This is a genomic window from Streptomyces sp. NPDC087215 (assembly GCF_044744885.1).
In the GTDB taxonomy this organism is placed as follows: Bacteria; Actinomycetota; Actinomycetes; order Streptomycetales; family Streptomycetaceae; genus Streptomyces.
This window is the reverse complement of the sequence record NZ_JBIUZD010000005.1, coordinates 82048-108157: the sequence shown is the minus strand read 5'-3', so window position 1 is coordinate 108157 and position 26110 is coordinate 82048. Positions and strand designations below refer to the sequence as shown.

Here is a 26110-nt window from a genome sequence, read left to right as displayed (position 1 = left end):
CCCCGCACGCACGGAAGCCCCCGTGCGCCGTGGTGAGGCGGTGGGGGCTTCCGTGTGATGCGCCGTGGACGGGGGGGTGTATCCACGGCCGCTCTGTCGACCTGGCCCGGGTCAAGGGGGTCGTGGCTCCGACTATGACAGACAAGGGGTCACCTCGCCAAAAGTCTTTAGTGGGGCAAACTGGGCGAAACCGGGATAGTTAGACGGTAAATCGTTGGTGACGTGTGGCACCTGCCTTGCAAACGGTGAATGAATATGCGGTTCATTGATTGTTTCCCGGCCTTGTCCGCATAGTGGACGCCTCTTCTGGACTCGCAAACGTCCTTGATTGGCCTAATCTTCACCAAACGGTCTCTTTCACCCTTAAATGGTCGCGTGAAGCCGACCGACCGCCGAGGAGTCCTCAGGGCGGGAGCGGCCGCCGCCCTCGCGGGAGCCCTCGCCACCGCCTGCGGCACGGACCCCCGCCCCGCCGCGCCCGCCGCCGTCCGGCGCCCCGCCCCCGAAGCCGCCCTCCCCGCCGCCCCCGCGCCCCGGCGCCTCCCCGGACAGCCCGTCGAGATCGCCCACGGCCCCCGCGACCGGCCCCGCGTCGCCCTCACCTTCCACGGCCAGGGCGACCCCGCCCTCGCCCGCACCCTCCTCGCCCAGGCCGAGAAGGCCGGTGCCCGCGTCACCGTCCTCGCCGTCGGCAGCTGGCTCGACGCCCACCCCGAGCTCGCCCGCCGCGTCCTCGACGGCGGCCACGACCTCGGCAACCACACCCAGCACCACATCGACGTCAACGACATGACCGAGGAGCAGGCCCACGCCGAGATCGCCGCCTGCGCCGACCGGCTCCGCCGCCTCACCGGCTCCGTCGGCACCTGGTTCCGGCCCTCCCGCACCCAGCACGCCGCCCCCGCCGTGGTGCGCGCCGCCCGCCGGGCCGGATACCCGCACGTCCTCTCGTACGACGTCGACTCGCTCGACTTCACCTCGCCCGGCGCCGCCGCCGTCGTCCGCAACGTCACCGGGACGGTCCGCGCCGGGTCCGTCGTCAGCCTGCACTTCGGCTATCCCGACACCGCCGCCGCGCTGCCCCTCCTCCTCGCCGACCTCGACCGCCGCGGACTGCGCGCGGTCACCACCACGGAGCTGCTGACCTGATGGCACATCCCACGCGGAGACACCTCGCACGGCGGACCGGGACCCTCCTCACCGCCGCCCTCCTCACCGCCCTCGCGGGCTGCGGCGGCGGCGACACCGGCAACGGCGCCGCCCCCGTCAGAAGGGCCGAAGCCCCCGTCGCGCAGCGGCCCGCCGTCCCGCCGGGACTGCCGGGGATGCCCCCGCTCCTGGACCCCGAGGACGTCTACGCCGCCGACCGGCCAGACCGGCTCTCCCCGGTCGTCAAGGACTTCCCCTCCCGGGTGTACGTCCCCAACACCGCCTCCAACACCGTCTCCGTCATCGACCCGGCCACCTACCAGGTCGTCGAGACCATCCCCGTCGGCAAACAGCCCCAGCACGTCGTGCCCTCCTGGGACCTGAAGACCCTCTGGGTCAACAACAACCGGGGCCACACCCTCACCCCCATCGACCCCGCCACCGGCAAGGCGGGCAAGCCCGTCGAGGTCCACGACCCGTACAACCTCTACTTCACGCCCGACGGCCGGTACGCGGTCGTGATGGCCAGCATGGACCGCGAACTCGTCTTCCGTGACCCGCACACCATGGAACGGAAGAAGACCGTCCCGGTCAGCTGCTACGGCGTCAACCACGCCGACTTCTCCGCCGACGGCCGCTACTTCGTCGTCTCCTGCGAGTTCTCCGGCGAACTCCTCAAGGTCGACACCCAGAAGATGCGGGTCGTGGGCCAGCAGAAACTCCCCTTCCAGGGCGCCATGCCGCAGGACGTGAAGATCTCCCCGGACGGCAAGACCTTCTACGTCGCCGACATGATGGCCAACGGCATGTGGGTCCTCGACGGCGAGAAGTTCACCACCCCCACCCTGCTGCCCACCGGCAAGGGCTGCCACGGCCTCTACGTCGGCCGGGACTCCCGCGAGATGTACGTCTCCAACCGGGGCGAGGGCTCCGTCTCCGTCTTCGACTTCACCAGGAACGAGCTCACCAAGAAGTGGCGGCTGCCCGACGGCGGATCCCCCGACATGGGCGGCGTCTCCGCCGACGGCAAGGTCCTGTGGCTCTCCGGCCGCTACGACTCCGAGGTGTACGCCATCGACACCACCAGCGGCAGGCAGCTGGCCCGCATCCCCGTCGGCAGCGGCCCCCACGGACTCGCCGTCTACCCGCAGCCGGGCCGCTACTCGCTCGGCCACACCGGCATCTTCCGCTGACCGGACCCGACCGGAGCGCGCGGGCGCCCGGGGGTGGGGCCGCGGCGGCCCCACCCCCCTCATCCGGCCCCGACCGGCCCGTTAATCTGACCCCGTCAGAGAAGCACCAAGAAGGGGCGGAAGCAGTGGCGGACATCGAGTCGGCACGCACGGCATTCAACCGGTACGACGTGGACGGGGACGGCTACATCACCGCCGCGGAGTACAAGAGCGTCATGGCGCAGCTGGGCGACTTCCACGTCACCGAGACGGTCGCCGAGGCCCTCATCAAGCAGCGTGACGGCAACGGCGACGGCAGGCTCTCCTGGGACGAGTTCTGGGGCAGCCTCGACAAGGCCTGACCCCATCGCCCCGGCGGGCGGCGCGGCGCTGAGTTGCCGCCCGTCCGGGGCTCGGTGACGATCGTCCGGTGACGCTTCCCGGACCCCCCGGCACCCCGAGCCGGCTGACCGCAGCGGCGCTCGCCGCAGCCGCAGTCCTGGCCGTCGCCCTGCTGGGCGCCGGACTCGCCCAGCACGGCACCGGTGAACTCGGTGCACCGGCGTCCGGCACCACCACCCTGCTGCGGCTCCTGCTGCTCACCGGTCTGGCCGTGCCCGTCGGAGAGATCACCGGACGCCGCTTCGCGGGCGAGGGAGCGCGGCCCAGAGCCCTGGCCGTCCCCGCCGCCCTCCTCGCCGCCGCCGCCTCCGCCGGACTCCTGCTGCTCTTCGTCGCCGTCAGCGGCCTCAGCCCGAGCGTCGTGTACGGACTCCGGGAGGGCCGCCTCCTGCTCGTCACGGCCAACGCCTGTGTCCTCGCCGCCCTCTGCGCCTCCTCCCGGCGCCCCGCACTCGCCGCCCTGCCGCTCGCCGTCGCCATCGGCGCCGAGGCACTGCGCGCCCACCCCGAGGGAGCCCCCTTCCCCGGCACCTGCCTCACCCTCGTGCACCTCACCGCCGCCTGCCTCTGGACCGGCACGCTGTTCTACGTCCTGCGCGTCATGCGGCTGCGCGGCGGCGGCCGGGAGGTCCTCGCCCGGTACGCCCGGATGGCCGCCTGGGTGTACACGGCCCTCGCCGTCACCGGCACCGTCTCCACCCTGCGCAAACTGCCCCTCGACGCCGTCCTGAGCACCGCCTACGGGCGCGTCCTGCTGGTGAAGCTGGCCCTGTTCGGCGGCGCGAGCCTGCTGGCGCTCGCCGCCCGGAGCCGGATGACCTCGGGCGGGAACGCGCAGGGGCCCGCCCGGGTGGAGGTCTCCGTCCTGGTGGTGATCCTGGTCGTCTCGGCGCTGCTGACCGTGGTCCCGGACCCGCACGGGATCGCCCCCTGAGCGGCACCCGGCCGCCCCCTGCCGTTCCCCGGGCCGTCCCCGTACTGCCGCATTCCCGTCGATGGCCGGATCACAGACCAGCGCACGACCGATCGACGCGCGCCCCCCACCTGGCCTTTTGGCTGGAATGCGAGGGTCCGCTTGGACTAGACCATTGCTTTTTCCGCAGGTCGTGAGGCAGCTCTTTGCCAGGCAGCTTCCTGGCATGTCCGGAAGAGGACACCGGGGGCCCGGCAGTGATTTCCTCTGGGTGTGCGGCCGGGACGGCTGAAAAGCCACCGGCCGCCAAGGAAGTCACGACACGCAGGTACGCCGCACTCGTACCGCACCCGGAACTGGAACGGAGATCCACATGCTCTGTCGCTCCCGTCGCTCCCGCATCGTCCTCGCCACCGTCGCCGCCGCCGTCCTCGGAGGGTTCCTCACCGCCGCCCCGGCCCAGGCGGCGCCCACCGCGCCGACGAAGGTGACCCGCGGCGGGGACGACTTCGTCTGGCCCGTGCCGCCCAAGCCCGTACTGCCCTGCCTGCCGGGCGTCGGCCTGCCGTGCCGCGTCGTCGACCTCCCGGACGACTTCGTCTGGCCGATCGCCCCCAGGGACTGACCGCCATGCGCGCCACGACCGCCGCCCTCGCCGCCGCCCCGCTTCAGAGCCACTCCCTGCGGGTCGCCTGCACCCCCGCCTCGAACCGGCTGGACGCCCCGAGCCGCTCCATCAGGTCCGCCACGATCCGCCGCTCCGTCCGCACCCCGATGCCCAGCGCACGCGCCACGGCATCGTCGGTCAGACCGCTCGCCAGGAGCTGGAGCAGCTTGCGCTCCTGCGGCGTGAGCCCACCCGGGAGGGCGTCACCGGGGCCGTCCAGCGGGGAGGCGTGCTCCCAGTAGGCCTCGAACAGGGCCCGCATGGCCAGGACCACCGGCTGACTGCTGAAGAGCAGCGCGGACGGCTGGGCCTGGCCGGGCAGCCCGGCGACCACCGCCGCCGAGGTGTCCACGATGAGCAGCCGCATCGGCAGCGTCGGCGAGGTACGGATCTCACTGCCCCGCTCCGCCATCCACTGGGCGTGCCCCCGGGTGACCCGGTCACCCGCGACGCTGTCCAGATAGATCGTGCGGAACCGCACGCCCCGCTCCATCGCCCGTTCGTTCAGCGGGCGGCCCGCCTCGACGGACTCCTGGGTCAGCGCCTTGCCGGGATGGAAGGCCAGCGACTCGTACGTACAGGACTCGGCCAGGGCCTCCAGACGGGTCCGGATGTCGTCCATGTTGTCGAGGTGCTCCGCGCCGTCCAGACCGCCCGACCGGCCCGAGGCCGTGTACTCGGCCGCGAGGGCGGCCAGCGCCGCCCGGTTCTGCTCGATCCGCTGCTGCCGGGAGGCCAGCTCGCGCTCCTCCCGCTGGAGCAGCACCTTCAGGCCGAGCGAGGGGTTCACCGCGCGCATCCGGCCCGGGGTGTTCCGGGAGGGCGCGAGCAGGGAGAGGCGCGTCAGCAGTTCGAGCGCCTCGTCCACCTTCTCGCACGTGCAGTCGAGGAGTTCCGCCAGGCGCTGCGGATCGAGCTCCTTGTGGAACAGGATCGCGCGGTACACCCCCAGGGTGTGCTGATCGAGCGACGAGACCTCGTCCACGTGCTGCCCCCAACAGTCATGCGGCCTCCTGCCCGTGGCGGGACGGAGGCTCCGAACCGGGGCCCTCCCGCCCCATTGCCGAAGCTGACCCGATTCACCCCATTCATTCGATCATCACGCTACCCGCTCGACGATCTCCTCGAAAGGGAGTCACGTGCTCCAGACCGGTTCCGCCCCGCCGCGGCTCGACGGTCTCGTCGTTCTCGTCGTCGACGCCACCACGGGCGCCGGCCGGGAACTCGCGACCCGCCTGTGCACGGCGGGGGCCGTCGTCGCCGTCGTCGGCGGCGGCCACCCGGACCGCGTCGACGACGCCGCCACCAACGCGGCCTTCCTCTGCAAGGCCCTCACCGACGCCGGACTCGTGGCCCTGCCGTACCGGATCGACATCGGCGACCCCGCCGAGGCCGCCCGGCTGCCCGGCCAGATCGCCGCCGACGTCGGCCCGCTGGACGCCGCCGTCGTCCTCCTGCCGCCGCCGGACACCGGCGCGGGACTGCACGGCGCCTTCCGCGTCCTCTCGGCCGCCCTCGCCGCCGCCCTGCCGGACGGCGCCCGCCACATCGAGGGCACCTCGTCCGGCGCCACCGGACCGGACACGACGACGGCCGGGGACCGCACCTGGGTCCGCTCCGTCGTCGACCGCCTGGCCGCCGACGCGGCACAGCGAACAGTCGTCGGCCGGCGGCCCCCGAGGGCCGCCGCCACAGAAGCACCACGGGGAGAGACATGTCCATCCGAGTCGTCGTGGCAGGTGACCACCAACTGGTCCTGGAGGCCTTCGCCGAGACCCTGAACGGCACCAACGGCCTGGACGTCGTGGGACTCGCCACGACCTTCGAAGCCGTACTGCCCGCCGTACAGCGGCACCGTCCCACCGTCCTGCTGCTCGGCGAGAGCACCATGGGGGGCAAGGCGCTGCACGCGGCGACCGAGGTCCGCTCGCACCACCCGAGCTGCGGGGTCGCCCTGATGGTCGGCGCGGCCACACCGTCCGTCGTCGACCGGGCGGTGGCCGCCGGTGCCCTCGGCGTCGTCCCCAAGACGGCCCGGCTGCCCCAGCTGATCACCACCCTCGTCGGGGTGGCCGGGGGCTGTCTCACCGTCGACCCCGGACTGCTGCGGCCCCCGGCGGCCGGGGACGCGCTGCTGCTCAGCGTCCGCGAGACGGACGTGCTGCGGCTCACGGCGGGCGGCGCGACGGTGAAGGAGATCGCGGGCGAGCTGTACCTCGCGGCCGGGACGGTACGGAACCTGACCTCGGCGGCGATCAAGAAACTGGGCGGCCGCAACCGCTTCGACGCGGCCCGCATCGCGACCGAGTGCGGACTGCTGTGAGGACCCCGCCGGGCGGGGGACGGCCCGGACGCGCGCCGGCCCCGGCACGAGGCGTGCCGGGGCGGGGCTTCACGACATGGTGGAGCGGGGCGCTCCGGACGTACCTACTTCTCCAGGCAGAACTCGTTGATCGGGTAACCCACATGACGGTCCGCCGTCGGCAGGTGCCCCAGGATGCGGTCGCCCGGCTTCAGCTCGGTGCTGTTGAGCACCGCGGCGCCGGGGCCCAGGACCCGCACGTGCCAGTCGTCCTGGAGGATCAGGTTGACCGTCTGCCCGCTGGGCGCGACCGCGTCGATCGAGATCAGCGGACGGGTCTCGATCTTCACCCGGCCGACGCTGACCGGGCGGGTGCGCCCGTCGACGTCGACCGCCAGGACCGAACTGCCCGCGTGCAGTTCGCTCAGGTAGTGGGTGCGGCCGTTCTGCCCCACGGTGTACGAGTGCAGGGCGCCCGCGTTCACCCGGAACGGGCGGGTCGGCATGTACGGCAGCGGGTGGGTCTCGCTGACGCACAGGACCATGCCCTTGGAGTGGGAGCCCACCAGGATGCCCTCGTCCTTGCGGAAGTGGGTCGTGGTGTCGACGCAGGCGCGCTCGCCCATGCCGATGTGCGTGGTCGCCGTCACCGTCAGCTCGACCAGGGAGATCTCCCCGCCCCGCGCGGTGGCCGCCGTCCGCAGCGCCGTCGCGTCGCCGACCCGGCGGCCCCGCATCAGGACCCCGTCCGAGCCGTGCTCCAGGACGCCGTACAGGATCTCGGCCTCCTCGGTGTCGACGGCGGTCGTCACGATCGAGCCGGACGCACCCGACGCGGCCGCGATGACGATCTCCAGCGGGATCTTCGTCGGGTCGCGGAAGTCGAGGACGCTCCATGCCTCCAGACGCGCCGCCAGGCAGGCGTCCTCCAGGGTGTCGGCGTCGACGATCTCCACGTACCGGCCGAACTTCACGTCCGGGTGGGCGGCCTCCAGTGCGGCGCGGGCGTCGCGCGGGCCGGGGACGATCACGACGTCGACCCCGCCGAGGTCGGCCGGGAGCTCCGTGGTGCCGCCCTCGAAGAGCAGGACCTTGCGGATGGTCGGCGGCAGACCGGCGAAGGCCGCCGGGTCGGCGGCCACGATGCCGTCGATCTTCTGGTGCAGGGCCTCTTCGAGGACGGCGGCGGTGGCGTCGCCGGCCTCGCGGATGTCAAGCCAGCACAGTCTGGCGTCCGTCATGGTGCGGACCTCCTGTCAGTTCGTCGAGGTGGGAGTGGTCGAGCGGTGAGTCGTCGAGCGGCGTTCCGTCGAGGTGGTCGGGAGTGAGGCGTTCGCTGGAAAGCCGCTCCCGGCCGCCCGACTCGCTGAACGGGCCCGTGGTGAAGTGCTGTTCGGGGAAGTGGTGCACGATCCGGGCGACCTTGGCCGCCAGTGCGCGCGGGTCCTTGGCCTGGAAGATGTTGCGGCCCATGGCCACCCCGCCCGCCCCTCCGGCGATGGCGTCCCTGACATAGGCCAGGACGTCCTCCTCCTTCTCCAGGGCGGGTCCGCCGGCGACGAGCACCGGCACCGGGCAGGCGGCGGTCAGGTCGAGCATCTCCGCGGTGGATCCGAGGAAGACGGTCTTGACCAGGTCCGCGCCGAGGTCGGCGGCGATCGTCACGGCGTGCGCGACGACCGCCGGGTCCCGGGGGTCGTCGATCCGCGGCCCGCGCGGGTACACCATGGCGAGCAGCGGCAGGTTCCAGCGGTCGCAGGCGTCGGCGATCCGCCCGAGGTCGCCGATCTGCTGCCGCTCGTCGTCGGAGCCGAGGTTGACGTGGACGCTGACGGCGTCCGCGCCGAGGCGCAGGGCCTCCTCGACGCCCGCGACGACGTACTTGGCGTGCGGGTCGAGCGCCTGGCTGGTGCTCGCGTTGAGATGGATGATCAGCGACATCGCGGCGAACCGCTCCGGGCTGATGTGGCGGACGCTGCCCTTGTGCACGACGACGGCGTCCGCGCCGCCCGCCGCGATCCGGGCCGCGAGCTGGTCGAGCGTGGTGCCCTTCGGCACCACGGGACCGTCGTGGATCGAGTGGTCGAGAGGGGTGATCATCAGGCCGGCCGTGCTGTGGCGGTAGAGCCGCCGTAGCCGCAGCGACCGGGCGAAGTGGCCGAATCCGGTCATGGGACGCCCTTTCTGGTTCGCGAGGAGGCGTGATCGGGCTGGTGACCCGGGCCGCGCGCGCGGACGGGGTCGGCCCGCGCGGTGGCTCCGCGCGGGGAGCTGAGGGCCGGGCCGTCCGTGCCGGAGGTGTCCGGGGCGTCGGGGTCCGGTGGCGACACGGAGCGCAGATAGGCGCGGTCCGGTTTGCCCGAGGGGGTGAGCGGGAGTTTCGGCCAGACCGAGACCCGGACCGGGGTGTGTTCCGGGGTCAGTGCCGAGGCCACGTACCCGCGCAGGTCGCAGGAGGTGTTCCCGGCCCCCGAGTACAGCTCGACGGCCGCGTGCACCTGCTCCACCCAGTCGCGGTCGCGGACCCCGAACACGGTGGCCTGGCGCACCTGCGGATGGCGCATCAGCACCTCCTCGATGGCCGCCGGGTCCAGCTTCAGACCGCCGTGTTTGATCACGTCGCCGACCCGGCCGTCGAGCCGGAGGTAGCCGTACCGGTCCCGGTGTCCCAGGTCGCCGGTGCACAGCCAGCCGTCGCGGAACACCGTGTGGGTGCGCTCCTCGTCGCCGAGGTACCCGGCGGTGACCGTGGGCGAGCTGATCCAGATCTCGCCCGTCACCCCCCGCTCCACCTGCGGGCCGCCGCCGGGGCCGCGGATCTCCACCCGCACCCAGGGGAACGGGCGGCCCGCCGAGCCGAGCAGTTCCGGCTCGCGGTGGTCCAGCGGGTTGAGGCTGCTGATGCCGCCCGCCTCCGTCGTCCCGTACACCTGGATGAGGACGTCGCCGAAGAGCTCGACGGCCCGTGCCACCCGCGCCGGGGCCGCCGGGGTGCCGCTGTACGTGATGCGGCGCAGCGACGACAGGTCGGTGAGCGGGGCGGCCGGGTGGTCCAGGAGCCGGTAGAGGTGCGGGACGGCCAGGTAGACGTCGGTCACCCGGTGCCGTTCGAAGGCGTCCAGGACCTGGCCCGCGTCGAACTCGTCGTGCAGGACGACCTGTCCGCCGCTCGCGAGGACCGCGTCGGCCATCGGCGCGGTGGTGTGGCTGATCGGTGTGACGGACAGCAGCGTCGCGGGTCCCCGGGGATCGAGGCCATGGGCGAGCCGCCTGACGAGTTCCTCACGTGTGTCGTACCGCTGGGCGACCATCTTCGGGCGGCCGGTGCTGCCGCTGGTGAACTCGACGGTCGCCAGGTCGCCGGGGCGGGGTCCGGGCAGCCGGTCGGGCAGGTCCCGGGGGTCCGCGTCCCGCCAGGGGATGGGCAGCACGGTCACGGCGGGGACGCGGCGGGCGAGCCAGGCGCCGCGCTCGGCGCTCTCGTCGTCGACGAGCAGCACCGACGCCCCCAGGTCCGCCAGGAGCCGGGCCTGGGTGGCGACCGAGAAGGTCTCCGTGTCGGTGCGCGGGTTCATCGACCGGACGTACACGGAGGTGGCGCCCAGGAGGTGGACGGCGTACCGGGCGCCGAGCATCGAGGGGCGGTTGGGGCCGGTCAGCACGGCGACGGTGTCTCCGGGGCGGACGCCGCGGGAGTGCAGCAGGGCGGTGACGGCCCGTACCGAGCCGGCGAGCCGCCCCGCGGTGACGGCCTCGTCGGCGTGGTGGACGACGACGCGCCCGGGGTCCTTTCCGAGTGCGTCGAGAATGCGGCGTACGTACATGGTTCCTCCTTTCCGGAAAGAGGGATTCGTGGTGGGGGATTCCGGTCTCCGGTGCGGGATCCGGTTTCCGTTCCGTTCAGGAGACGCGCAGTTGCGCCATCATTCCCATCGCGCTGTGGTCGATCATGTGGCAGTGGTAGGGGAAGACGCCCCGGTGCGTGTCGAAGGTCAACTGGAGTTTCGCGGTCTGGCCGGGAAAGAGGAGGACGGTGTCCTTGAGGCCCGCCTCGGCCGGATAGACCGGCATTCCGTCCCTTTCGAGGATGCGGAACTGGACCAGGTGCGTGTGGAAGTTGTGCGGGACGGTCGTGCTGGTGTTCTTGACCGTCCACACCTCGGTGGTGCCCCAGGCGACCTCGGTGTCGATCCGGTCGTGGTCGAAGGTCCGCTCGTTGATGTACGCCTGGTGGCCGGTGCCCGGCTCGTCCATCCGCAGCTCGAAGACGCGCTCCACGGTGGGCGTGGGCAGGGCGGGCAGGGTGGCGAGGACGTCCGGCACCCGGCTGGTGTCGGGCACCTTCTCCTCCACGTCGAACCGCATGATCTGCCCGACGAGTTCGGTCGGTCCCGGGCCCAGCATGTTCGCCAGCGTGACCTGGGTGCCCGGCGCGTACCGCGAGAAGTCGATGACGAAGTCGGCCCGTTCGCCGGGGGAGAGGACGATCACCGGTGACGGCGCGGGCGCCGGGAGCAGCCCGCCGTCCGAGCCGACGTGGATGATGGGGCTGCCGTCGGAGAGCGCCATCACGAAGATCCGCAGGTTGCAGGAGTTGACCATCCGGAAGCGGTACTTGCGGGCCTTCACCTTCAGGTGCGGCCACGGGGCGCCGTTGACCAGGATGGTGGTGCGGTTGAGGGCGTCGTCCATCGTGTAGACCATTTGTCCCGCCGCGTCGAAGTGCGCGTCCCGCAGGATCAGCGGCACCTCGTACGGTCCCGACGGCAGCCCGAGCGCGTCCTCGGCGTCGTCGCCGAGGAGGTAGAGCCCGGACAGGCCCCGGTAGACGTGCTCGGACTCCATGTGGTGGGCGTGGTCGTGGGTCCACAGGGTGGCGCCCACCTGCCGGTTGGCGTACACGTACGTCTTCGACGCGCCCGGCTGGATCAGGTCCATCATCCCGCCGTCGTACTCCTGCGGGTTGTTCCCGCCGTGCAGATGGACCGAGGTCGGCACGGACAGGCCGTTGATCTGCCGCACGACGGCCGTGCGTCCGCTGCGGGCGCGGATCGTCGGGCCGGGGAAGGTGCCGTTGTACGTCAGGACCTCGGTCCGCAGGCCCGGCAGGATCTCCACCCGCGCCTTGCGCATGGTGACCGCGTAGTAGTCGGCCGACCGGGTCCGCCGGTAGGGCGCGAGGACGCGCGGCCGGGGCAGCGGGACGGAGAACGGGGTGACCTGCGGCGGGCCCGCCGGGGGCTCGGCGGCCACCGCCGGAGTGCCGGAGGTGAGGCTCTGGAACACCCCGCCGGCCGCGCCGACGGCACCGACGGCACCGGCGGTGAGTCCGAGTCGTACCGCATGGCGGCGAGAGAACACAGCGGATTCCTAACGTGACGGTTTTCCGGGAACGGTGGTGAATTCGTTCTCCGAGCATGTGGGCGACCGGCCCGAACGCCGAGGGAGTTCGCGTCGGTGCTTGCATGTGTCACGCGATCGATGACCTCGGTCATTCCGGCCGGTCGGCGCGGGAACGCGGGCCTCCGGAAATGACGGCCGTCACGGGGGAATGGTGTTTGTCACGGCGGGGAATGGCGTGCGTCACGGTGAGGGGCGCGGCCCGTCACGTACCACTCGGGAAATGTCACCGGTTCCGGCGGGCACCGGCCGGGGCCGGGTTCCGCGCACGAGAGTGTTTCCCGGCGTCTGCCCTGCGTGCGACGCCTTCCCGTCCGCCGGCCACCGGGCCGTACGGCCCCGGCGCCGGACCGTCATCCACGCGCACCCGGAGGCATCGTGCCGACCACGCAGACCCCACCGTCCCGTCCCGCCCCCGCCGGGACCGGCCGTACGCCGGACCCGGCCGAGACCGGGCCCGAGGCCGTGGGCCCGGCTCAGGCCTCGGGCCCGGCTCAGGCCGCGGGCCCTTCCGGTCTCGCGGGCCCCGCTGATGTCCCTGGCCCTGCCGGCCTCGGAGGCACCGACGGCCTCGCGGGTGCCATCGGCCCCGTGAGTGACTCCCGTTCCGCCGGGACCGTCGCTTCCGTGACGGGCGGCGAGACCGGAGGGCCCACGGGCCGCACCGGCCCCACAGGCCCGGTCAGCCCCACAGGCCCGACCGGCACAGCCAACCCCGCCAGCTCCATCAGCCCCACCGAGACCGCCACCCCCGTGCGGCCCCCGGCCGTCCCCGTCCCCGTCCCCGTCCCCGTCCCCGTCCCCGTCCCCGCACCCGCCGTGCCCGCGTTCACCGGCGGTATGCGGGTCCTCTTCTCCGACGAGGACGTCGTCACCCTCGCCGGGCCCGTCACCTCCCTCACCCTCCGGCCCGTCCGAGACGGCGTCCGTACCGCCCTGGAGCGTCTCGCCGCCGGGCCCCTCCCCGCCGAGGAGCTGTACGAGGGCCTCCGGCCCGCCGAGCGCGCCCGGTTCGAGAAGGTCCTCGACCGGGCCCGGCACCTGCTGGCCCACGCCGTCCTCGCCCCGGGCGACGGCCGCGAACTCCTGCGCCTCGAACCGGTCGCCCGGGACTCCGCGTACCGCCCGGTCGCCGTGCCCGCCGACGCGACCGTCCGTCTCTCCCGCTTCGCCTTCTGCCGGACCCGCGCGGGCGCCCTCGTCCTGGAGTCGCCGCTCGTCAAGTTCCGCGCGGTCCTCGCCGACCCCGCCGCCCGCACCCTGGCCGCCGCCCTCGGCGAGCCCGGCACCCCCGCCCGGCTCGGCGCGGACGCCGGTCTCGACGGGCCCGCCACCACCGGCGTCCTCGGTCACCTCGTCGGCGCCGGATTCGCCGAACTCGCCGACGAGAACGGCTCCTTCGCCTCCGACGACGAGCCCGTGCTGCGCCAGTGGGACTTCCACGACCTCCTCTTCCACTCGCGCGTCCGCTCCGGCCGGTACGACGACGTCTTCGGCGCCGTCTACCCGCACCGGGGGGCCGTCGAGCCCCGGCCGGCCGTCCGCCCGGTGCCCGAAGGGCCCGCCGTCCCCCTCCACCGGCCGACCCGCGAGGAGATCGCGGCGCACGACCCCTCCCTCACCACGGCCATCGAGACCCGCCGCTCCATCCGGGGCTACGGCGACCAGGAGATGACCGCACGCCAGCTCGGCGAGTTCCTCTACCGGGTGGCCCGGGTCCGCGCCCACTACACGCCGGAACCCGGCAGCGACCGCGACGAGGTGGTCTCCCGCCCCTACCCGAGCGGTGGCCAGGGGTACGAGCTGGAGCTGTACGTCACCGTGCGCCGCTGCGCGGACCTGGCACCCGGCGTCTACTACTACGATCCCGTCGGCCACCGCCTCGTACTGCGCGACGGGGACGAGGCGGCCAGGGAGTCCCTCTTCCACGTCGCCTCCCGGGCCACCGGGATGGAGGCGCGCCCCGACGTCCTGATCACGGTCACCGCCCGCTTCCAGCGCATGTCGTGGAAGTACCGGGCCATCGCCTACGCCACCACGCTCCGGCACACCGGTGTGCTCTACCAGACGATGTACCTGGTGGCGACGGCCCTCGGGCTCGCCCCCTGCGCCCTCGGCAACGGCGACGCGGACATGTCCGCCGAGCTGCTGGGCCTGGACTACCTCCAGGAGTCCTCCGTGGGCGACTTCCTGCTCGGCAGCAGGCGCCCGGACGACTCCGTCGCAGGTGAGCCGGGGGAGGGCTGGCGGATGCTCAACAGCCCCGAGTGGTCCCTGCCCGAGAACCCCTGAGCACCGCGCAGTGACGCCGGTTATTCCGGGCGTGATAAACGTCAGGTGGTACCGGGAAAGGCTGGTGCGGGAGAGGGCGGGTCAGCATTATTGGTGTTGCAGCCGAACGGTTGCGGAGAAGAATTCGGAAAGGAATTCAGAATGAGCATCGACGACATCAAGCAGGGTCAGGACGCGGACAAGGCCTTCGAGAACTTCGACGTCGACGAGCTGGAGACCCTTGAGGTCGCCCAGGGCGTGGCCCTCCCGGAGATGGGTGCCTCCAGCGGCTCGATCGGCACCTCCTCCTCCTCGTCCTCCACCTGCTCCGCCTGCTGAACCTCCCCCAACCGGAACGCTGAAAGGAAACACACCATGAGCATCGACGACATCAAGAACGGCGACGACGCGGCCTTCGACAACTTCGACGTCGCTGAGCTGGAGACCCTTGAGGTCGCCCAGGGCGTGGCCCTCCCGGAGATGGGTGCCTCCAGCGGCTCGATCGGCACCTCGTCGTCGTCCTCCTCCACCTGCTCGGCCTGCTGACCGAGCGACAGAGGCTGAACGCACGACGCACGAAGGATGCGACCGCCCGGCTCCGGCCGGGTGGCGCATCCTCGCGTGCGTTTCTCCGTATGACGTGTGACGTATGAACGTGTGGCGTGTGGCCTATGACGTGTGGCGTGTGGCCACGAAGGACGGGCGGCGGCGTGGGGCCTGCGGCGAGGTCGGACGTGTGAGCCGTGAACGCCGCCGAGGGGAAGGTTTCAGCCGCGCAGGGCCACATGGAACGACGAGGCCCACAGCACGGCCGCCGCGCCGAGGCCCACCACCGTGCGGATCGTCTCCGCGCTGGTGCCGGCCGCCAGGACGACCAGGCCCACCACGGCGACCGCCGTCAGGAGGATCGCCGTCCACCGGTACTGCCCCTGGTCGAAGAGCCGGGCCAGCGGGAAGAAGTGCACCCCCACGACCAGGCAGATCCCGACCGGGATGAACTCCGGGTGCCCCGAGGCGTTCGACACCGCGATCACCGCGAAGATGGCCACCACCTCGGCCGCGTTGACCAGACCGACGCCCCGGTTCCACTTCTCCGGCAGCCGCACCAGTCGGGTCACCGGCCCCGCGGTGCCCCGGAAGGCCAGGACGACCGCCGCCGCGGTGACGACCGCCGCGACGATCCCGACGGCCACCGACACGGGCACCGCCGCTATCCCCGAACCGCCCGCGAAGGCCCAGACGAGGGCGAAGACGGCGAGGACGATCGCGCCGCGACGGCGCAGATTACGCGTGAGCGCCAGGCACTCGGCGTCGGTGGATTCCGTAGTCATGGCGCGGACCTTACAACGATCATCCGACCGGCTTGTCTATTTTCAGCCAGTCCGACCGGTGGGTGGCCAGCCTGGTGGCAGGCCCGGGTGGCAGGCCCGGTGCCAGCCCGGTACCGGCCCGGTACCGGCCGGGTGGCCGACCCGGTCCCGGCCCGCGCGTCACGGATGAGATGACACATGTAAGGGCGGTCCCTTTTCCGCTACCGCCCCGCAATTCCATCGCCCCATGATGGGGTCCTGCCCGCCGCGAGGCGAGGGCCGGAAAAGAAAAGCAAAGAGACACAGGACGTTGTTCTCGAATTCTCGGAAGGTGCGAAATCATGGGGGTTGAGGCGCTGGAGCGCACTGCCGTGAAGCCGGATTCCGACGGCCTGACGGGAGTGCGGCTCCACACACGGATGCCGGTCACACCGGCCTGGCTGGCCCGGTACGTCGTACCGGTCGCCCGCGCGCTGAACGAGGCGGGCGCCCCCGCCGTCCAACTGCGCCGCGGATGGCTCCACGGGCCGCACGTCGACATCCTCGCCCGGGACGCCGCCGGTGTCCCCGGCGGCGGCCCCGACTGGGACCGCGTCGCCCGCGACCTGACCGCGGGACCGCTCGACCCGCCCCGCGCCCTCACCGAGGAGACCTACCTCGACCAGGCCCGCGAGTTCGGGCGCCTGGAGGCCGTCCAGCCCCCGTACCTGCCGCTCCGCGAACACGGCGCCGTCGAACGGATCACCGCCGGCGGCCGGCCCGGCGCCACCGCCCGCGACCCGCGCCTCGACCGCTTCCGCGCCGTCGTCCACGGCGCCCTCACGCCCGCCCTGCTCCGTACCGTCGACGACCTCGCGGGCGTCCCCGGCTCCGGCACGCTCCGCCTCGCCGAGGCCTTCGTCGCCCTCGCCGACACCCACACCCTCGGCCTCGGCTACGGCGTCTTCTCGCCCCGCTCCCACGTCGAGGCCTTCCTCGCCTGGGCCGCGCCCACCAAGGACGTCCGGCCCGTCTTCCGGAACCGCCTCGCCCAGGACGCGCCCGCGCTCCGCCGGGTCGTCGAGCAGCGGCTGAGCGGCGAGGTCTCCGCGACCGCCGCCGCCTGGCGCACCGGACTCGCCTACGGGGCCGGGGCGCTGGAGAGCGCGGTCGCCGCCGGGACCCTCACCCTGGACCTCCTCGACGGCGCCACCGCCGACCTCGACCGCTCCGAGATGGGCCCGCCCGGTGCCACCACCACCGTCCCGCAGGGCGAGCAGCCGGACAGCGACTTCCACCGGACCGTCGGCGCGGCCGGGGTGACCTCCTCGCCCTCCCCGTGGTTCGCCTCCTTCCGCCTCCTGACGAACCTCTTCTACGAGCAGCTCCCGCTGCTCACCGTCTCCCCGATGCAGCGCTACTACACCTGCTTCGCCGTCGCCGAGACGGTCGACGAGGTCCTCGGCGTCTCCTGGCGCGAGCGCGTCGCCGCCCGTGCGCCGGGCGCCCCCGCCGGGGGACCGAGCCCCGCCGCCCCCGTCCCGAGCGCCACCGCGCCGGGCACCGCCCCCGAGGGAGCCCTTCGATGACCGCCCCCGTGATCGGCACCCCGACGGACCTCCTCGGAGCCCCGGCACCCGTGGCCGTACCCGTACCCGTACCCGTATCCGTACCCGTACCCGTATCCGTACCCGTATCCGTACCCGTACCCGTATCCGTATCCGTATCCGTATCCGTATCGGCCCCCGGTCCCTCCTCCGTACCGGCGTCCGCCCCCACTCCCGCCCCCGTGAAAGCGACGGCACCCGCCCCCGAGCCCCTCTGGTTCCTGCGGGTCAACCCGCTGCGCCGGGCCCGGCTCGCCGACGCCGAACTGCGCCGTCTGCTCGTCCTCGTCACCGCCTCCGAACAGGCCCTCGCCACCGCCGCCGCGACCGCCTCCGACGAGCTGTACGAGCGGATCGGCGCCTCCGACGACGACGCCGCACGACGCGAACTCATCGCCCTGCGCCGGTCCGTGCACAACGACAAGGCACCGAAGAGGACCCCGGAGACCACCGGCCCCGCGACCGGGGCGTGGCTCGCCGCCCGCCGGGACCGCGATCACGCCCGCGCGGAACTCGTCGCCCGCTACCCCGACGCCGCCGAACGCGAACGGGGCGTCCTCGCCGGACTCCTCGGCGACCCCGACCTGCTGCGCTCCCTCGCGCTCGTCGCCCCCGAGGTCCACCAGGAGGCCGAGCGCTACCGCGCCGCCGTCCACGCCCCCGGCAAGGTCCCGGCCAAGTCCCGCAAGTCCGAGCGCGGACTCATCCAGTACGTCACCCGCGCCATGGTCCGCACCAGCCCCCTCGCCCGCTTCACCGCCGTCGGCATCGCCGAGCCCGACCCGGCGGCGGCGGGCCCCGACGAGACCGGTTTCCCGGGCGCCACAGCCTTCCCCGGGCTCGACCGCGTGATGCTCAACTACGTCGTCGGCGGCCTGCCCGACCCCTCCGGCCTGCCCCTCGAACAGCTCTGGATCGGCCTCCCGCCCACCTCGGCACCCGACCCGGCCGCCGGGAAGCTCTTCTTCCTGAAGCCGGGACCGGAGGGGACGCGCCGCGCCGCCGTCTCCCTCGGCGGCCCGGCGGGAGACCTCCTCGACGCCGTCGGCATGGGCCCGCGCCCCTTCCCGTCCGTCGTCGCCCATGTCGCCCGGCGCTCCGGCCGCACCCCCGAGGAAGCCGACCGGGCCGTCCGGGGCGCCGTCGCCCAGGGCCTGCTCTGCACCTTCCACGAGGCCGAGGACGGCTCCACCGACTACACGGAGCTGCTCTCCCCGGACGACTCGCGCCCGGCCGTCCGGGAACTCACCGACCGCGTCAAGGCCGGACTGCCCGCCTTCACCGACGCGCCCGCCGCCACCCGCGGCGCCGCCCTCGCCGAACTCCGCGGCGCCCTCGGCGAACTCAGCCACGCCGCCGGCCGCCCCGCGCACGTCACCGTCGAGGAGGACTACGTGATGCCGCCGCTCAAGGTGGCCACGGAACCCTGGAAGGAATCCCTCAAGGACCTCGGCCCCGCCGTCGAACTCCTCACCGTCTTCGACTGGCTGCACGACGTCCGGGTCCTCATGACCGCCGCGTTCGTCGAACGCTTCGGCCCCGGAGCCAACGTCCCCCTCGCCGAACACGCCCCGTTCGTCGTCGGCGAGGTCTCCCGCCGCGCCGCCGCCATGGCCGCCGTCTACGGCCCCGACGGCCCCGGCGACCCCGCCGCGCTCAAGGGCATCGGCCCCGCCGACGGCTCCCTCGAACGCGTCTACGAGATCCGCCGCGAGGTCACCGAAGCCGTCCACGCCCTCATCGGACAGGCCGTCGCACGCGGCGACGACACCCTCCGCATCAGCCCCGCCGAGGTCGGCGGACTCACCGCGGCCCTCCCCGAACGCTTCCGCCGCGACCCGCTGATCTACGGCGTCCTGCTCCAGCGCGGCGACGGCCACCTCGTCCTCAACGACGGCCTCCCCGGCCACGGAATGCTCTACGCCCGCTTCCTCGACGCCGACCGGCGCCTCGGCGGCCGGGCACTGCCCCGCCTCGCCGACCACGTACGCCGGGTGTACGGCCACGACGGCGCCCGCGTCACCGAGGACCTGGGCCTGCACCGGCTCAACGTCAACGCCCACGCCCCCGTCCTGCCCGGCGGCCTCACCCCCGACGACTGGTTCGGACTGCGCCTCGCCCACGACCCGGAGACCGACTCCCTGCGCGTCGAGGACGCCGACGGCGCCCCGCTGCGGGTCCTCCCGCTCGGCACCGGCCACCCCGGCCTCTTCCCGCCGCCGCTCTCCGTCGCCTCCGGCCTCGCCATCAGCGGCCGGCTCTTCAACGCCCTCCCCAACAGCTGGCACGCCGCCACCCCCTGGGACCGGTCCGCCACCCGCACCGCGCCCCGCATGGCCGTCGGCGACGTCCTCATCGGCCGCCGCCGCTGGTACGGCGGAGAGGAACTGGGCACCGCCCTGGCCGCCGGACCCGAGGAGCACGACCGGCTCCTCGCCCTCACCGCCTGGCGCGCCGGACACGGCGTCCCCGAGGAGGTCGTCGTCAAGACCGTCCCCGAGGACGAGGGACCGCTCTCCGTCGGCGCCCCCGACATCCAGTCCAAGCGGCTCCAGCAGAAGCCCCAGTACGTGGACCTGAGCAGCGCGCTCGGCGTCCGCGTCCTGCCCCGGATGCTGGAACGGCGCGGCGCCGACACCGGCGGCAGCTACCTGGAGGAGGCGCTGCCCGGCGTCGTCGACGGCACCCACGCCACCGAATGGGTCGTCGAGGTCGGCCGGGCCCCCGGCGGCCGTTTCACCTACCACCCCACGACCCAGCCAGAGGAGCGGTGACGATGCTCAGGACACGCCCTGACCTGCACTACGCGCCCGTCCCCGGCGGCGTCTACTTCAGCGGCGCCCGCGCCCAGTTCGTACTGCGCGGCTCCGAGGTGCTGCACGCCGTCGCCCAGGGCTGCGTCCCGCTCCTGGAGAACGGCACCGACGAGGACGCCCTCGTCGCCGGGATCGGCACCGAACGCGCCCGCCCCGCCGTCCGCCTCCTCGTCGACAGGCTCCGCGAGAACGGACTGCTCCTCGACCCGGCCGCGCACACCGCGCCCGAGCCGTCCCCCGAGGTGCGGCGGGCCCACGCCGAGTCCCTGGCCCGGCTCGAAGGACTCCTCGACGACCCGTACGGGGCCTTCGCCCGGCTGCGCGCCGCGACCGTCCTCGTCACCGGCCCGGAGACCGCCGTCGGCCCCGCCGCCCGAGGGCTGCGCAGGGCCGGGATCGGCACGGTCCTCACCGCCCCCGACCCGGACCGCACCCCCGACGCGGTCCTCGACATCCGGGAGGACGCCCCGGCCCCCGGGGCCCGGGGCACCCGGACGGACCGCGAGGACCGCGAGGGCGGGGCGCCCGCCGCCCTCGTCGTCCCGGTGCGGCTCGGCGGCTCCGGCGTCACCCTCGTCGGACCCGCCGTCACCGCCGACGGACCGGACACCGCCACCGCCTTCCGCGACCGGGCCCGCGCCTGGGCCGCCGCCGACGGCACCGCGCCCGCCCCCCGCCCGGTGGCGGACGCGCTCGCCGGAGCCCTCGGCGCCCAGCTCCTCGTCGACGCCCTCACCGGTACGGCGGCCCCGGGCGAGGCCCATGTGGTGCACGGGACGGACCTGGTCTGCGACCGGGTCACCGTCGAGGGAGCCCACCAGGCGGCCGCGCCCGGCCGACCCGGCTCCCTCTCTGCCGCCGCCCGCCCGACGGACCAGGAGACGACCGGCACCGTGATCGGCGACGGCGCCTCCGTACGGCAGACCGCCTCCGTACGGCCTACCGGCGCCGACGCCTCCGTACGGCCGATGGGCGGCGACCCCGCCGGGCCCGTACGCGCGTCCGCCTCCGCACGGCCCACGGGTGACGGCACCACCGTTCCCGTACCGCCGACCGGCGACGCCGTACCCGTACCCGCTCAAGGCGACGGTCCCGGGCTCCACACCCTCGCCGCCGCGCCCGCCGACCCCCGGCCCGAGCCGGACGAGGCGCGGGAGGCCGCCGCGCCGCTCGGCGCCCGCTGGACCGGGCCCGTCGCCCTCGGCGAGGGCGCCGACCTGCCCCAGATGCCGCTCGCCCTGCGCGCCGCCACCCCCCGCACCACCACCGGCGGCGCCACGACCACGGTCCTCGCCTGGGCCGCCCACCAGGAGACCGCCACCGTCGCGGCCTGCCTGGCGGCCCTGCGGACCCTCATCCCCGGGGCTCCCACCCCGGCGGCCGGTCCGCACGCCCACATCCCCGGGGCCCCCACCCCGGCGGCAGGGCTCACCAGGGAACACTGGCTCCTCGACGGCGCGCTGCGCCTGCTCGCCCGGGAGACGGAACCCCTGGCGACGACCGTCACCCCGCACGTGCCGCCCGCGGCCCTCCCGGCGGGCGCTCCCGCCGGGGCCGCGGGCGGCGGGGCGTGCGCCGCACCCGACCCCGAGGGGCTGCGCGTCCTCGCGGGCCTCCGGACCCTCCTCGCCGACGAACCCGCCGTACGGCTGCTCGCCGTGCCCGGCCTGGACTGGCGGCTCGCCGAGGTGACCGCCGACGGCGCCGTCCTCGGACGCGGCTGGGGCGCCGACGCGGCGGAAGCCGCCCGCACCGCCCTGTGCACCGCGCTCGCCCGCACCCAGACCACCGGCGCCGACGGAACCGTCGACCCGCTCTCCACCGACGCCCTGCTCTTCGCCGACCGCGCCGCCCTGGACGCGCTCCGGGCCCAGCTGGCCGCCCGCCCCGGCACCGGCTACCGGGGCGAGGCGACGCGGTACGACCCCGTCCTCGGCGAACTCCCCTTCTGGTACGGCCCCGTGGAGGCCCACGATGCCCACTGACACGCTCACCCGCGCCCCCGCCCTCGGGCTCGTGCTCGGTCCCGGCTTCGCCGCGCACCCCGCCGACGAGGACTGGCGGTCCGCGCTCGGCGCGCTCGACGACCTGGCCGCCGCCCTCCCCGGGGTCACCGTCGCCGTCGACCGGGGCTGGCACCTCGACTGGGAGCGGGACCGCCTCGCCGGGGCCGCCGCCGAGGGCCTGGCCCACCTCTCCGTACGCCTGCGCGCCGACGAGGTCCTCGTCGGACCGCTCAGGACGCCCGGCACGGACGCGGGCTGCGCGGGCTGCGCCGAGGTCCGCGACCGGACCGTCCCCGACCACCCGCTGGCCGGGGACCTCCGGTACGCGACCGCCGCCCCCGGTCCCGGCGCGCCGCTCCTGCCCGAACTGCTCCGGGCGGCCCTGGAGCACCTGGCGGGACGGCCGCTCGGCCCCGGCGAACTGTTCGCGGTCTCGCCCGGCGGTCTGCGCCGCCACCGCGTCGCCCGCAGCTTCCACTGCCCGCTGTGCGGCCCCGCGCACGACCGCCTGGACGGCACCACCACCCCGGCGCCGCTGGCCCTGACCGGCCGGCCCGCCTTCCCCGACGACCCGACCCGCACCGCCGCCAGCCGTCTCGTCGAACGCGGAGTGCTCCAGGACCGCCTGGTCGACGACCGCTTCGGACCGGTCCGCGCGCTGCTGCGCGAGTCCCGCGCCCCCTTCGCGATGAGCATGGCCGTGGTGCCGGACGCCCCGGCGATGGGCCACGGACGGGCCCGGACCTTCGCCGAGACCGGCCCGGTGGCGATCCTGGAGGCGTACGAGCGGCTCGCGGGCTTCCCGTACGACGTGCCCGTCCTCACCGGCCGCTCCTACGCGCGGGTCGCCGACCACGCCGTGGACCCCGCCGGGCTCGGGCAGTACACCGCCGAGCAGCTCGCCCACCCCACCAGCCGGGCCACCCCCTTCGACGCGGACACCCCGATGGACTGGGTGTGGGGCCACGACCTCGCCGACGGACGCCCGCTGCTCGTCCCCGCCGACCACGCCTTCTACCAGTACGAGTACAACCACCGCAGGGACCGCAGGGCCGCCCGGCTGGCCGGGACCCCCGGCCGCAAGCACTACTTCTACGAGTCGTCCAGCGGCTGCGCCGTCGGCGCCAACCTCGAAGAGGCCGCCCTGCACTCGCTGTTCGAACTGGCGGAGCGGGACGCGTTCCTGCTGTCCTGGCACCGGGCCGCGCCCCTGCCGGTCATCCCGAACGACTCCCTCACCGACCCCACCAGCCGGGCCATGATCGAGCTGATGGAGTCGCGCGGCTTCGACGTGCACCTGCTCGTCGCCACCCAGGACATCGGCCTGCCGGTCGTCTGGGTCCTCGCGGTGAACCGGCTCGCCCCCTTCCCCGCCACCTTCTCCTCGGCCGGTTCCGGCGCCGATCCGCAGTCCGCGATCCGGGGCGCCCTGCGCGAGGTCGCCCAGCTCGTCACCAACCCCGTCGACTGGACCCGGGAGACCGTCGAGCCGATGGTCGCGGACCCGTGGCTGGTCCAGGAGCTGGAGGACCACGTCCGCTTCTCGTCGCTGCCCGAGACCGCCGTCCGCGCCACCGCCGCCCTCGGCGGACCCCGGGTCACCCTCGAAGAGGCGTTCCCCGGCTGGCCCGGCCGGATGGACCGGGGCTCCGGCGGGGACGTGCGGGGCGCCCTCGACCTCGTGCGCGGGCTCTTCGCCGACGCCGGTCTCGACCGGATCGTCCTCGTCGACCAGACGAGCCGCGAGCACGCCGACGCGGGCATCCACGTGGCCCGCGCGGTCGTCCCCGGCATCGTCCCGATGTGCTTCGGTCACGCCCAGCAGCGGCTCGCCGGTCTGCCCCGGCTCACCGCCGCGCTGCGCGGCACCGGCCAGGAGCACCGGACGTTCCCCCTCGACCCCCACCCGTTCCCGTGACGACCCCCCCGACGCGGGCGCGGGGCCTCGCGGCCCCGGACCATGACCGCGGGGCCCCGGACGACGGGACCCAGACTCCGGACCATGGCCTTCGGGCCCCGGCCCCGGCTCCGGGTCAGGCCGTCGGGGTCCCGGTCCCGGCTCCGGACCAGGCCGTCGGGGTCCCGGCCCCGGCTCGGTCCGTTCGGGTCCTGGCTTCGGCCCAGGCCTCTCCGGTCCCGGCCCAGGCCTCTCCGGTCCCGGTCCGGGCCCTCTGGGCCTCGGACCCGCTCCGGGCCCTTCCGGCCTCGGCTCAGGTCCAAGCTCCTCCGACTCCGACTCCGACTCCGACTCCGACTCCGGCCTCGGCCTCGGCCTCGGCTCCGGCCTCCGACCCGGTCCTTTCCCCGGCGCCGCCGCCCGCCCCGCGCGCGGCGGCGCCCCGGCGGGCCCCGGTGGACCTGCCGGGTCCGGACGGCGACAACAGCATCGCCCGCGAACCGCTCTGGTACGCGTACGGCGCCGGGGACGACGCCCCCGAGGCGCCCCCGTGGACCTGGGTCCCGCAGCCCCCGCCCGACACCCACGTCCCGCCCCCGTCCCCGCGCGGGGACGGCCCGCGCACCACCCTGCCGCTGGGCACCCACGACCGCCTCGCGGCCCTGCCGTACCCGGGCGCGCGCCCCGGCGACGCGGCCAGGCCCCCCGGCGGCGCGACGGCCCACCGTCCCGGTGAGGTGGCAGGACCGCCCGGCGGCGCGAGGGCTCACCGCCCCGGTGACGCGGCAGGACCACTCGGCCGCGCGAGGGCTCACGGCCCAGGCGGCGCCGCGGGATCTCCCGTCAGCGCGACGGCCCACCACCCCGGCGCCCCGACGGCCCACCACCCCGGCGGCCCGGCGGCCGGGCCCCTCGCCGGACCGCCCGTCGCCCCCCTGGCCGAGCCGGTCCAGGTCCGCCTCGGCCGCGCCCTCGTGACCGCCTTCGGTTCGCAGCGCAGGGAGCCCGAGAACCCCTACAACGACCACCGGCCGTACGCCTCGCCGCGCTGCCTCTTCCCCGTCCACGCCTTCGTGGACGGGGGCGCGGACCAGCCCTGGCGGCTCCTGGAACCGGACCGGCACGCCCTCACCGGCACCCCGGAAGGACCCGCCGGGAACATCGTCCTCACCGGCCGGTACACCAGCGTCCCGGCCGCGTACCAGTGGTTCCGCGGCTCCCTCGTCGCCCTCGAACTCGGCTTCACCCTGCGGGCGTTGACCCTGGGGCTCGAACTCTTCGACGTTCCCGCGCGGCTGCGGCTGCCCGGCCCGGACGCCCACGCGCTGCTGCCCGCCCTGGGCCTCGACGACCCCTGGGCCTGGTCCCTGCCCCTCGTGGTGGAAGCGGACGGGGCCGGGGCCGGGGCCGGTGCGGCGCCCCCGCCGATCCCGGCGCCCCCGCCGCGTACGCCGTCGCTCCCCACCGACCCGCCCGGAGACCTCACCCGCACCGACCCCGCGCTCGCGGAACTCATCCACGTCAACCGGGTTCAGACGTACGGGAGTCCACCGGTCCCGCTGACCACCGCCGTCCCTGCGGGACTCGGCCCCTCGGAGACCGTGCCCGACTGGGCCGAACTGCTCTGGCGGCGCCACTCCGGACGGATGCCGCGCGCCCTGCACGGCATGACGGGACGGCGGAGCGCGGTCCCGGCCGAAGTCCTCGACAGCGCCGCCCGCTGGCTCTCCGTACCCCCTCCCGGCCCCGAACTGGCCGTGGCGTTCGACCTGTTGAAGGTCACGGCGGCCGTCCGGGGCGTCGAGGGGAGCACGGACGGCGTGCACCGGCTCCGGGACGGCACCGCGCACCTCCTGCGCGCCGCTCCGGACGTCCCCGCCCTCCTGGAGGAGCGGTACGGATACGGCGTCTCGCCCGTCAACGGCTGCGGCATCCGCCACGCCCCGCTCACCGTCTTCCTGTCGGTGCGCGTCCGGGAACTGTTCGAACGCCTCGGCACCCCGGGCTGGGGAGCGGTCCAGCACGCCGCCGGATGGGCCGCGCACGGGCTCTGTCTGTCGGCCGCCGCCTCCGGCCTCTTCGCCCGCCCCGTGCGGGCCTTCCAGGAGATCCCCACCCAGCGCGTCCTCGGCCTGGACCCCGACGAGATGATCGTCCTGTCCGTGGTCGTGGGAGTGCCGCAGGACACCGGCGGCGCGCTGCTCGACCTCAGACTCTGA

General features: G+C 74.4%; 21 protein-coding genes. 15 read left to right on the top strand and 6 right to left on the bottom strand.

What is annotated here, in order from left to right:
* The first annotated feature begins 375 nt into the window (after positions 1–375).
* From ACIO92_RS15855 to ACIO92_RS15835, 5 genes are all read left to right on the top strand, one after another.
* Positions 376–1149, top strand: coding sequence for a polysaccharide deacetylase family protein (locus ACIO92_RS15855; protein WP_366442219.1), 774 nt, complete (start codon positions 376–378; stop codon positions 1147–1149).
* Positions 1149–2342, top strand: coding sequence for a YncE family protein (locus tag ACIO92_RS15850; protein ID WP_366442218.1), 1194 nt, complete (start codon positions 1149–1151; stop codon positions 2340–2342). Before ACIO92_RS15855 ends, ACIO92_RS15850 begins: the two co-directional genes overlap by 1 nt.
* A 125-nt stretch (positions 2343–2467) precedes the next feature.
* On the top strand, positions 2468–2683 hold the full coding sequence (locus ACIO92_RS15845; RefSeq protein WP_366442217.1) for an EF-hand domain-containing protein: 216 nt from the start codon (positions 2468–2470) through the stop codon (positions 2681–2683).
* A gap of 68 nt (positions 2684–2751) precedes the next feature.
* Positions 2752–3657: a CopD family protein gene (locus ACIO92_RS15840; protein WP_366442216.1), complete on the top strand. Its 906-nt coding sequence runs from the start codon at positions 2752–2754 to the stop codon at positions 3655–3657.
* 352 nt (positions 3658–4009) lie between these two features.
* Positions 4010–4261: a hypothetical protein gene (locus tag ACIO92_RS15835; RefSeq protein WP_366442215.1), complete on the top strand. Its 252-nt coding sequence runs from the start codon at positions 4010–4012 to the stop codon at positions 4259–4261.
* A 43-nt stretch (positions 4262–4304) separates the two neighbouring features.
* Here ACIO92_RS15835 and ACIO92_RS15830 read toward each other — a convergent pair whose 3' ends face one another.
* Positions 4305–5288 carry a LuxR C-terminal-related transcriptional regulator gene (locus ACIO92_RS15830; RefSeq protein WP_401237046.1) on the bottom strand — a complete coding sequence of 328 codons (984 nt, stop codon included), beginning with the start codon at positions 5286–5288 and terminating at the stop codon, positions 4305–4307.
* Between the two features lie 154 nt (positions 5289–5442).
* On the opposite strand from ACIO92_RS15830, the gene ACIO92_RS15825 reads away from it, so the two are divergent.
* A complete protein-coding gene (locus ACIO92_RS15825; protein ID WP_402057877.1) occupies positions 5443–6084 on the top strand; it encodes a hypothetical protein in 642 nt (213 codons plus the stop codon).
* The gene (locus ACIO92_RS15820) at positions 6018–6626 is read left to right on the top strand and encodes a response regulator transcription factor (protein ID WP_351788456.1); all 609 of its coding nucleotides are present in this window, start codon (positions 6018–6020) and stop codon (positions 6624–6626) included. Before ACIO92_RS15825 ends, ACIO92_RS15820 begins: the two co-directional genes overlap by 67 nt.
* A 104-nt stretch (positions 6627–6730) precedes the next feature.
* Here the strand turns inward: ACIO92_RS15820 and ACIO92_RS15815 are convergent, their stop codons facing one another.
* From ACIO92_RS15815 to ACIO92_RS15800, 4 genes are all read right to left on the bottom strand, one after another.
* Positions 6731–7846, bottom strand: coding sequence for a 3-dehydroquinate synthase II family protein (locus ACIO92_RS15815; RefSeq protein WP_366442212.1), 1116 nt, complete (start codon positions 7844–7846; stop codon positions 6731–6733).
* The gene (locus tag ACIO92_RS15810) at positions 7818–8777 is read right to left on the bottom strand and encodes a 2-amino-3,7-dideoxy-D-threo-hept-6-ulosonate synthase (protein ID WP_366442211.1); all 960 of its coding nucleotides are present in this window, start codon (positions 8775–8777) and stop codon (positions 7818–7820) included. Before ACIO92_RS15810 ends, ACIO92_RS15815 begins: the two co-directional genes overlap by 29 nt.
* The gene (locus tag ACIO92_RS15805; protein WP_401237048.1) at positions 8774–10429 is read right to left on the bottom strand and encodes a class I adenylate-forming enzyme family protein; all 1656 of its coding nucleotides are present in this window, start codon (positions 10427–10429) and stop codon (positions 8774–8776) included. Before ACIO92_RS15805 ends, ACIO92_RS15810 begins: the two co-directional genes overlap by 4 nt.
* 76 nt (positions 10430–10505) lie before the next feature.
* Entirely contained in the window at positions 10506–11966 is a 1461-nt protein-coding gene (locus ACIO92_RS15800) for a multicopper oxidase domain-containing protein (protein WP_366442209.1), read from the bottom strand.
* A gap of 630 nt (positions 11967–12596) precedes the next feature.
* Here ACIO92_RS15800 and ACIO92_RS15795 point away from each other — a divergent pair.
* From ACIO92_RS15795 to ACIO92_RS15785, 3 genes are all read left to right on the top strand, one after another.
* Positions 12597–14297: a SagB family peptide dehydrogenase gene (locus tag ACIO92_RS15795; protein ID WP_402281793.1), complete on the top strand. Its 1701-nt coding sequence runs from the start codon at positions 12597–12599 to the stop codon at positions 14295–14297.
* A 141-nt stretch (positions 14298–14438) separates the two neighbouring features.
* On the top strand, positions 14439–14615 hold the full coding sequence (locus ACIO92_RS15790) for a thiazolylpeptide-type bacteriocin (RefSeq protein ID WP_073912617.1): 177 nt from the start codon (positions 14439–14441) through the stop codon (positions 14613–14615).
* Positions 14616–14651: 36 nt separating this feature from the next.
* Positions 14652–14822, top strand: coding sequence for a thiazolylpeptide-type bacteriocin (locus ACIO92_RS15785; RefSeq protein WP_015036315.1), 171 nt, complete (start codon positions 14652–14654; stop codon positions 14820–14822).
* 221 nt (positions 14823–15043) lie between these two features.
* On the opposite strand, the gene ACIO92_RS15780 is transcribed toward ACIO92_RS15785, so the two are convergent.
* Positions 15044–15607, bottom strand: a complete 564-nt coding sequence (locus ACIO92_RS15780; protein ID WP_366442207.1) for a DUF7010 family protein — start codon at positions 15605–15607, stop codon at positions 15044–15046.
* 320 nt (positions 15608–15927) lie between these two features.
* Here ACIO92_RS15780 and ACIO92_RS15775 point away from each other — a divergent pair, with 320 nt between their 5' ends.
* The 5 genes from ACIO92_RS15775 (at position 15928) to ACIO92_RS15755 (ending at position 26110) form a co-directional block, all read left to right on the top strand.
* Complete coding sequence (locus ACIO92_RS15775; protein ID WP_402281795.1) at positions 15928–17154, top strand: hypothetical protein; 1227 nt, start codon at positions 15928–15930, stop codon at positions 17152–17154.
* Positions 17155–17354: 200 nt separating this feature from the next.
* Positions 17355–19946, top strand: a complete 2592-nt coding sequence (locus ACIO92_RS15770; protein WP_402281797.1) for a lantibiotic dehydratase — start codon at positions 17355–17357, stop codon at positions 19944–19946.
* Positions 19947–19948: 2 nt separating this feature from the next.
* Positions 19949–21973 carry a hypothetical protein gene (locus ACIO92_RS15765; protein ID WP_402281799.1) on the top strand — a complete coding sequence of 675 codons (2025 nt, stop codon included), beginning with the start codon at positions 19949–19951 and terminating at the stop codon, positions 21971–21973.
* A complete protein-coding gene (locus tag ACIO92_RS15760; protein WP_402281801.1) occupies positions 21963–23912 on the top strand; it encodes a TOMM precursor leader peptide-binding protein in 1950 nt (649 codons plus the stop codon). Before ACIO92_RS15765 ends, ACIO92_RS15760 begins: the two co-directional genes overlap by 11 nt.
* Positions 23913–24346: 434 nt before the next feature.
* Complete coding sequence (locus ACIO92_RS15755) at positions 24347–26110, top strand: hypothetical protein (RefSeq protein WP_402281803.1); 1764 nt, start codon at positions 24347–24349, stop codon at positions 26108–26110.

Bases quoted from the DNA above. Each gene is read 5' to 3' on its own strand.
- ACIO92_RS15775 (WP_402281795.1), top strand. From the start codon at position 15,928: ATGGGGGTTGAGGCGCTGGAGCGCACTGCCGTGAAGCCGGATTCCGAC.
- ACIO92_RS15760 (WP_402281801.1), top strand. From the start codon at position 21,963: ATGCCCACTGACACGCTCACCCGCGCCCCCGCCCTCGGGCTCGTGCTC.
- ACIO92_RS15850 (WP_366442218.1), top strand. From the start codon at position 1,149: ATGGCACATCCCACGCGGAGACACCTCGCACGGCGGACCGGGACCCTC.
- ACIO92_RS15785 (WP_015036315.1), top strand. From the start codon at position 14,652: ATGAGCATCGACGACATCAAGAACGGCGACGACGCGGCCTTCGACAAC.
- ACIO92_RS15810 (WP_366442211.1), bottom strand. From the start codon at position 8,777: ATGACCGGATTCGGCCACTTCGCCCGGTCGCTGCGGCTACGGCGGCTC.
- ACIO92_RS15835 (WP_366442215.1), top strand. From the start codon at position 4,010: ATGCTCTGTCGCTCCCGTCGCTCCCGCATCGTCCTCGCCACCGTCGCC.
- ACIO92_RS15815 (WP_366442212.1), bottom strand. From the start codon at position 7,846: ATGACGGACGCCAGACTGTGCTGGCTTGACATCCGCGAGGCCGGCGAC.
- ACIO92_RS15780 (WP_366442207.1), bottom strand. From the start codon at position 15,607: ATGACTACGGAATCCACCGACGCCGAGTGCCTGGCGCTCACGCGTAAT.
- ACIO92_RS15805 (WP_401237048.1), bottom strand. From the start codon at position 10,429: ATGTACGTACGCCGCATTCTCGACGCACTCGGAAAGGACCCCGGGCGC.
- ACIO92_RS15765 (WP_402281799.1), top strand. From the start codon at position 19,949: ATGCTCAGGACACGCCCTGACCTGCACTACGCGCCCGTCCCCGGCGGC.
- ACIO92_RS15790 (WP_073912617.1), top strand. From the start codon at position 14,439: ATGAGCATCGACGACATCAAGCAGGGTCAGGACGCGGACAAGGCCTTC.
- ACIO92_RS15820 (WP_351788456.1), top strand. From the start codon at position 6,018: ATGTCCATCCGAGTCGTCGTGGCAGGTGACCACCAACTGGTCCTGGAG.